This is a genomic window from Pseudomonas sp. NPDC087614 (assembly GCF_044743485.1).
In the GTDB taxonomy this organism is placed as follows: domain Bacteria; phylum Pseudomonadota; class Gammaproteobacteria; order Pseudomonadales; family Pseudomonadaceae; genus Aquipseudomonas; species Aquipseudomonas baetica_A.
Window position 1 is genome coordinate 1 of the sequence record NZ_JBIUWN010000158.1, and the last position, 3464, is coordinate 3464.

A 3464-nucleotide genomic window follows, 5' to 3' on the forward strand; every position below is an offset into this window, starting at 1 on the left:
GCTTTACACCCCCAAAACCCCCCCCTCGGCGCCCCTTTTTGGGGCCTTCAAGGTACATTCGATGGTCTTCAGGGTCATTCGTCAGATCTCTTAAAGAGCCGGGACGCGTCTTTTACGCGTCCCTCAGTGATTTATTTGCCGCGAATACAGGGCCGGAAACAACCGGTCATTATTCGGAGGGCACGTATTCTACAACTTCCAGATCGAAACCGGATATCGCATTAAATTTCATCGGTGCGCTCATCAAGCGCATTTTGCGAACACCGAGGTCACGCAGGATCTGCGAACCGGCACCGACGATGCTGTAAGTGGTCGGTTTTTTCACCACAGCCTGATCGGCGGTCTCACGGATGTGCGCCAGCAGCACGTCACCGTCAAGCGGGTGACCGAGCAACAGCACCACACCGCTGCCGGCCTCGGCAACCGCCGCCATGGCCGCGCGCAGGCTCCAGCGGCCCGGCTGCTTGACCATCAGCAGGTCGCGCAGCGGGTCCATGTTGTGTACGCGAACCAGCGTTGGCTCTTCGGCGCAAACCGTGCCCAACGTCAGGGCCATGTGCACGTCGCCTTCCACCGAATCACGATAGGTCACCAGATTGAATTGGCCCAGTTCGCTGTCCAGTGGCTGCTCGGCAATCCGCTGAACGGTACGTTCGTGGATCATCCGGTAGTGAATCAGGTCGGCGATGGTGCCGATCTTGATGTTGTGCTCGGCGGCGAACGCTTCCAGTTCGGTGCGACGGGACATGGTGCCGTCGTCGTTCATCACTTCACAGATCACGCCGCTCGGCTCGAAACCGGCCATGCGCGCCAGGTCGCAAGCGGCTTCGGTGTGACCGGCGCGAGCCAGGGTGCCACCGGCCTGAGCCATCAGCGGGAAGATGTGGCCCGGGCTGACGATGTCTTCAGCCTTGGCGTCTTTGGCGGCAGCCGCTTGCACGGTGCGCGCACGGTCGGCGGCGGAGATGCCGGTGGTCACGCCTTCGGCGGCTTCGATCGACACGGTGAACTTGGTACCGAAGCCGGAACCATTGCGCGGCGCCATCAGCGGCAGCTTCAGCAGTTCGCAGCGCTCACGGCTCATCGGCATGCAGATCAGGCCACGGGCGTGCTTGGCCATGAAGTTGATGTGTTCGGCCTTGCAGCATTCGGCGGCCATGATCAGGTCGCCTTCATTCTCGCGGTCTTCGTCATCCATGAGGATGACCATCTTGCCTTGGCGGATGTCTTCAACCAGTTCTTCGATGCTATTGAGCGCCACAAGGCACCCCCTTCAGTCAGGATTTGAGGTAGCCGTTTTGGGCCAGAAAGCTTTCGGTAATCGTGCTGCCGGCCGTCGACTCTGCGGCCTTGTCACCCAACAGCAGACGTTCCAGATAACGCGCCAGCAAGTCGACTTCCAGGTTCACCCGGCGACCTGGCTTGTAAGACGCCATGATGGTTTCGCTCAGGGTGTGCGGAATGATCGTCAGCATGAACTCAGCGCCATCGACCGCGTTCACGGTCAGGCTGGTGCCGTCGACGGTGACCGAGCCTTTATGGGCGATGTACTTGGCCAGTTCCTTCGGCGCGCGGATACGAAATTCCACGGCGCGGGCATTGTCGCTGCGCGAAACGACTTCGCCGACACCGTCAACGTGACCGCTGACCAGGTGCCCGCCGAGGCGAGTGGTCGGGGTCAGGGCTTTTTCCAGATTGACCGGGCTGCCGCTTTTGAGGTCGTTCATGGCGGTGCAGTCGAGGGTTTCGCGGCTGACGTCGGCAGCAAAGCCGTCGCCCGGCAGCTCAACGGCGGTCAGGCAGACGCCGTTGACGGCGATGCTGTCGCCGAGCTTGACGTCGCTCAGGTCGAGCTTGCCGGTTTCAACATGCACCCGTACATCGCCGCCCTTTGGGGTCAGTGCACGGATGCTGCCGATGGATTCGATGATGCCGGTAAACATGGGGTTCTCCTTGAGAACGAAGCCAGCGCTAACGCGATGGCCGGGAATTATACGCTCGCCGAAAGCACAGGGATCGCAGTGACTCGCCAGTCATCGCCAACGGCGCGGATTTCAGTGATTTTCAGCTCGGGGGCGTCCGTCATAGAGGCCAGCGGCCAGTCCAGTAGCGGACGCGCCGTAGAACCAAGGAACTTGCCGGCGATGAAAATCACGAACTCATCGACCAGACCGAGCTGGGCAAAAGCACCGGCCAGACGCGGGCCGGCCTCGACCAATACGTCGTTGACGCCACGGTTGGCCAGTTCGACCAGCAGTTGATGCAGATCGACCTGACCGTCATCACCCGGCACGATCAGGCATTCCGGGCCGTTGGCGTATTGCTCTTCGACCGCCATGCACGTGGCGACCAAGGCAGGGCCCGCCTTGAAAAACGGTGCATCCAGCGGCACGCGCAGGCGCCCGTCGATCAGCACCCGCAGCGGTGGACGGCTCATGGCCTGCGCCGTTTGCTCGGCATCCAGGCCCAGTTCGTCAGCACGCACGGTCAACCGCGCGCCGTCGGCCAGCACCGTGTCGGCACCGGTCAGCACCACGCTGGCCTGGGCGCGCAACCGCTGCACCGCCGAACGTGCCGCCGGGCCGGTGATCCACTGGCTCTCGCCGCTTTCCATCGCCGTGCGACCGTCCAGACTCATGGCCAGTTTGACCCGCACGAACGGCAAGCCGTGTTCCATGCGCTTCAGAAAACCTTGATTGAGCTGGCGTGCCTGGCCTTCCAGTACGCCGCTTGCGGTGACGATCCCGGCATCGGCCAGACGCTGCAAACCACGACCGGCCACTTGCGGGTTCGGATCACGCATCGCCGCGACCACCCGGCCAACGCCGGCATTCACCAGCGCATCGGCGCACGGCGGTGTACGGCCGTGGTGACTGCACGGCTCCAGCGTGACGTAGGCGGTAGCGCCCCGGGCCAGTTCACCGGCAGCGCGCAAGGCGTGGACTTCAGCGTGAGGTTCGCCTGCGCGTTCGTGCCAGCCTTCGCCGACAATCTGCCCGTCCCGCACGATCACGCAGCCAACCCGGGGGTTGGGGTGCGTGGTGTAGTGACCTTTGCGCGCCAGTTCCAGCGCACGGGCCATGAAGTGGGCGTCGAGGATGGCCTGCTCGGCGACGGTGGTCATTGTTTCACCGGTTCGCGGGCGAGGCGGTCGATCTCTTCGCGGAACTCGTTGAGGTCCTGGAAGCGTTTGTAGACCGAAGCGAAACGGATGTAGGCGACTTCATCAAGCTTTTGCAATTCGGCCATCACCAGTTCGCCGACCACGAGGGATTTGACCTCGCGCTCGCCGGTGGCGCGCAGTTTGTGCTTGATGTGGACCAGAGAGGATTCGAGGCGCTCGACGCTCACCGGACGTTTCTCCAGGGCGCGCTGCATGCCGGCGCGGAGTTTTTCTTCGTCGAACGGTTGGCGGCTGCCATCGGTTTTGATCAGGCGCGGCAACACCAGTTCGGCCGTCTCGA

4 protein-coding genes are annotated in these 3464 nt (G+C 62.8%); all 4 read right to left on the minus strand.

The features are described 5' to 3' along the window. Positions 1 to 169 precede the first annotated feature (169 nt). Positions 170 to 1261 (minus strand): bifunctional 3,4-dihydroxy-2-butanone-4-phosphate synthase/GTP cyclohydrolase II, encoded by a 1092-nt coding sequence (ribBA, locus tag ACIOWA_RS27630; protein WP_095188502.1) that lies wholly within the window; start codon positions 1259 to 1261, stop codon positions 170 to 172. 16 nt (positions 1262 to 1277) lie between these two features. Continuing rightward, complete coding sequence (locus tag ACIOWA_RS27635; RefSeq protein WP_339431303.1) at positions 1278 to 1943, minus strand: riboflavin synthase; 666 nt, start codon at positions 1941 to 1943, stop codon at positions 1278 to 1280. Positions 1944 to 1990: 47 nt separating this feature from the next. Further along, positions 1991 to 3124 carry a bifunctional diaminohydroxyphosphoribosylaminopyrimidine deaminase/5-amino-6-(5-phosphoribosylamino)uracil reductase RibD gene (gene ribD / locus ACIOWA_RS27640; protein WP_401162896.1) on the minus strand — a complete coding sequence of 378 codons (1134 nt, stop codon included), beginning with the start codon at positions 3122 to 3124 and terminating at the stop codon, positions 1991 to 1993. Beyond that, a partial coding sequence (nrdR, locus tag ACIOWA_RS27645; RefSeq protein ID WP_401162897.1) for a transcriptional regulator NrdR occupies positions 3121 to 3464 on the minus strand: 344 nt, incomplete at its 5' end. The genes nrdR and ribD, both read right to left, overlap by 4 nt.